The sequence below is a fragment of the Clostridium sp. UBA4395 genome, from assembly GCF_002390995.1.
In the GTDB taxonomy this organism is placed as follows: Bacteria; Bacillota; Clostridia; order Clostridiales; family Clostridiaceae; genus Clostridium_J; species Clostridium_J sulfidigenes.
Genome location: NZ_DGRF01000055.1, coordinates 1 through 4,297 on the forward strand (window position 1 = coordinate 1; position 4,297 = coordinate 4,297).

The 4,297-nt window shown below is 29.9% G+C and carries 3 protein-coding genes; all 3 read left to right on the forward strand.

What is annotated here, in order from left to right; translation table 11 throughout:
- The first annotated feature begins 346 nt into the window (after positions 1-346).
- The 3 genes from B2694_RS10545 to B2694_RS10555 all read left to right on the forward strand — a co-directional run bounded on the left by B2694_RS10545 (position 347) and on the right by B2694_RS10555 (position 4,251).
- Complete coding sequence (locus B2694_RS10545; RefSeq protein ID WP_346885706.1) at positions 347-1,723, forward strand: sodium-dependent transporter; 1,377 nt, start codon at positions 347-349, stop codon at positions 1,721-1,723.
- 109 nt (positions 1,724-1,832) lie between these two features.
- Positions 1,833-2,384 carry a 5-formyltetrahydrofolate cyclo-ligase gene (locus B2694_RS10550; RefSeq protein WP_346885707.1) on the forward strand — a complete coding sequence of 184 codons (552 nt, stop codon included), beginning with the start codon at positions 1,833-1,835 and terminating at the stop codon, positions 2,382-2,384.
- An 88-nt stretch (positions 2,385-2,472) separates the two neighbouring features.
- A complete protein-coding gene (locus B2694_RS10555; protein ID WP_346885708.1) occupies positions 2,473-4,251 on the forward strand; it encodes a peptidoglycan-binding protein in 1,779 nt (592 codons plus the stop codon).
- Positions 4,252-4,297 lie beyond the last annotated feature (46 nt).

Consider the following 4,297-nt stretch of genomic DNA (forward strand, 5'->3'; position numbering starts at 1 on the left):
ATTTCATTTTACAATGAATCATTCATTATTTTTTAAAATATAGGATATTGCTATATACTGAAAATTTTTAAAGGGACATTATAGAGTTTTAATGGTATTGCAATATATTGTTAATAAAGTGTCAAAAATGATTTAATAATATATTTTATGATCATTTCAAAATATAATTAATGTTTAGAAACCTTTGAAATATAATGATTTACATTTATGTGGCTATAGAGAATATGATAGCTACAAGTAAAATAATGAATATAAATAAAATTACTATTCAATTATCTGAAAATTTGTATTATAATAATTATAAAATATATTTTAAACAATTATCAAATTTGATAGGGGGAAAGTTATGGATAAAAATACGAGTAACAGAGGACAATGGGCATCTAATATAGGTTTTATATTAGCAGCAGCAGGTTCAGCGGTAGGTTTGGGTAATATATGGAAATTTCCTTATTTAGCAGGTGCAAATGGTGGAGGAGCTTTTGTTGTTATTTACTTAGCTATGATTGTAATCATTGGATTTGTAATTATGCTAGGAGAGATGGCAATAGGGCGTAATACTCATTTAAGTTCAGTGGGAGCATATAGAAAATTAAGTGAAAAGTGGGCCTTCGTAGGTTTTATTGGAGTAGTTGTGGGATTTTGTATACTAGCATTTTATAGTGTTATAGGTGGTTGGGTACTTAATTATATAGGTAAATATTTAATTGGAGGTATATCAGGAGCAGAAGCAGGAAGTTATTTTAGTGGATTCATAGCAAGTACTACTCAACCTATTGTATGGCATTTAGTATTTATGATTCTTTGTTGTGTAATAGTATTAAAAGGAATAGCCGGTGGTATCGAAAAAGCAAGTAAATTTATGATGCCAGCACTATTTGTATTATTAGTTGTAATTGCTATTAGATCAGTAACTTTAGATGGAGCAATGGAAGGAATAAAATTTTTCCTGAAACCAGATTTTTCAAAGGTTACAATTGGAACAGTTATGGCAGCCTTAGGACAAGCTTTCTTTTCCTTAAGCTTAGGAATGGGGGCAATAATCACCTATGGTAGTTATTTGGGAAATACAGAAAACTTAGAAAAGAATGCAGTTATTATACCAGCTATAGATACAATGGTTGCTTTACTTGCTGGATTTGCAGTTTTACCAGCAGTGTTCGCCTTTGGATTTGAACCAGGAGCTGGGCCAAGCCTTATGTTTATAACATTACCTTCAGTATTTGATTCAATGCCTTTTGGACAATTTTTTGGTATTTTATTTTTTATATTAATTTTGTTTGCAGCATTAACATCAGCCATATCGTTGCTTGAAGTTGTAGTAGCCTTTGTAATTGATACTTTTAAAATAGAAAGAAAGAAGGCTACTATAATAATATCAACAATTTTATTTTTTATAGGAATACCTTGTTCCTTGGCCAATGGACCAGTTATGAAAGATGTATTAATATTTGGATACAATTTCTTTGACTTTATGAGTTTCTTAGCTGAGAATCTACTTATGCCACTAGGAGGACTTCTAATGTGTATATTCATAGGCTATGTATGGGGTGTTGATAATATCTCAGATGAGATTAGTTGCAATGGTAAATATAAATTTAGAAGTAAACCATTCTTTGTAATAATGATAAAATATATTGCACCAGTTTTAATATTCATTATATGGTTAAATGCCATAGGAGTATTACCATATATATTAAAAATATTTGGAATAACATTATAATAAATTTAAAGGAATACTACTAAACAATATTATTGTTTTGAGTATTCCTTTATTTAATGTATTATAAAATATATAAAGATATTAATCGGAAGAAAGGAGTTGATTACTAATGAATATAAAAGAAGAAAAAAGGCAACTTCGTAATGAGATTATGAAACGTATTGCTGGATTATCAAAGGATTATACTTTAGAAGCAGATAAGAAAATTTATGAAAAAGTAATAAATCTTAAGGAGTATAAAGAAGCAAAGGTTATATTTTGTTTTGTAAGTACAGAAGATGAAATTAACACAAGAAATATCATAGAGAATGCATTAGAAAGTGGTAAAAGAGTTGGAGTTCCCAAATGTATAGGTAAGGGGATTATGGAGGTACATGAAATTAAGGGCTATAAATCTTTAAAGGATGGAAAGTATGGGATATTAGAACCTAAGGATGAATGTCCATTAATTAGGTCAGAAGAAATAGATTTTGCTATAATACCTTGTGTTTCTTGTAATATGGAAGGATATCGTCTAGGTTATGGAGGAGGATTTTATGATCGTTACTTAGAACATGCTACCTTTACTACAGCTGTTATATGTAGAGAAAAGATTACTTGTGATTATATTCCTTATGATGAACATGATGTGAAAATTCATAAAGTGATTACAGATAGATAAATTAAGATAATTCTATTATGGAATTTTACTAACATAAATAGCGTTTCTCCATATAATAACTATGGATAATATTTTTTAGGAGAAAATTATGGGAAGAGGTTTTATAAAAGTAGAACTTTTTACTGCAAGAGAGGTGGTACCTGTTTCAGGCGGAAATATATTTATTTTAAAAAGTACTTCAGTAGATTTTGATAAAGGGCATATATTAACTACAGATTCTAGCGGAATAACGAAAATATTAGAAGTAGATACACCAGATATTGAACTATCAAAAAATAAAGATTCTGAGCAAATACCATATTCAGTATATGATTTATATGTTAGAGCTCCTGGATATAAGGATGCAGTGGTAGAAGGGGTTCAAGTTTTTCCTAATGAAGTATCAATACAACAAGTAGAAATGATACCTACTACTAAGGAAAGAGAATTCTTAGAGGAACTAGAGCATAATTATATTCCACCACATCAGTTGATAGAGGAAATGCCTAGAGTTCAGGTAGAGGAGAAAGAGCCTATTTTTCAAAGCAAGGTGTTGATAAGACCATATATTCCTGAATTTATAACAGTACATTTGGGTGCGCCATCATCCTATGCAGAAAATATTACTGTAAGATTTCCAGAGTATATAAAGAATGTGGCATCTAGTGAAATATATCCTACTTGGCCAGAGCATGCTATAAGAGCCAATATATATTGTCAAATTTCCTTTGCATTAAATAGAGTATATACAGAGTGGTATAGAAATAAGGGATATAACTTTCACATAACTAACTCTACAGCCTATGATCAGTACTTTATTAAGGGAAGAAATATTTATGAGAATATTAGTAGAATTGTAGATGATATATTTAATGAGTATATTACTAGAGAAGGTTATATGGAACCACTATTAGCACAATATTGTAATGGCACAACTGTAACTTGTAAGGGGTTATCACAATGGGATACTGTAAAACTTGCTACAGATGGATATGAAACTATGGAGATACTAAAAAATTACTATGGTGATAATATTGGACTAACAAAAACTAATGATATAAGAGGTATAGAGGAATCCTTCGGTGGAACTCCGTTAAAGCTTAATAGTACAGGAAGTGATGTAGAAACAATTCAAAGACAAATAAATAGAATTTCTAATAATTATCCAGCAATACTTAAAATAGAACCTGTAGATGGAGTGTTTGGATCAGAGACAGAATCATCTGTAAAGGCATTCCAAAGAATATTTAATTTATATGCAGATGGAATCGTTGGAAAATCAACTTGGTATAAAATATCAGGAATTTATGTAGGAGTTAAAAGATTAGCAGAATTAGAGTCAGAAGGAGAAAAATTAGAAAGTACAGGTGAGTATCCTGGATATTTATTAAAGCAAGGCTCCACAGGTGATGCTGTATCTCAAATGCAATATTTCTTAAATTTTGTATCTCAATATTATAAAGAAGTGCCTCCAATTAATGGAGATAGTATTTTTGGTGTAAGTACCTTAGATTCAGTAATACAATTTCAAAAGAAATTTGGATTAGATGTAGATGGAATAGTTGGAAAGCAAACTTGGGATAAAATATACTCTGTATATAAAGATATAATTAATGGAAGTAATAAGCCAGAAGGAGATGGATATGAGTATCCAGGATATATATTAAAACAAGGTTCTAGAGGAAATGTCATAAGTAAATTACAAACCTACTTAAGCGCTATAGCAGATAAGTATCCCTCTATAAAAAATATAAATGTGGATGGGATTTTTGGAAAGGCAACAAATCAAGCAGTTATAGATTTTCAAAAGTGCTTTGAATTGAATTCTGATGGTATAGTTGGGCCATTAACTTGGGAGAAGATTGTACAAGTATATCAAGATATTTAATTTAGGAACAATATGATAATTAAGATAAAGGGGGCGTCGCAAAATA

What these genes read in the sequence shown, in the direction of transcription:
- B2694_RS10545 (WP_346885706.1), top strand. Translation starts at nt 347, where the DNA reads ATGGATAAAAATACGAGTAACAGAGGACAATGGGCATCTAATATAGGT.
- B2694_RS10550 (WP_346885707.1), top strand. Translation starts at nt 1,833, where the DNA reads ATGAATATAAAAGAAGAAAAAAGGCAACTTCGTAATGAGATTATGAAA.
- B2694_RS10555 (WP_346885708.1), top strand. Translation starts at nt 2,473, where the DNA reads ATGGGAAGAGGTTTTATAAAAGTAGAACTTTTTACTGCAAGAGAGGTG.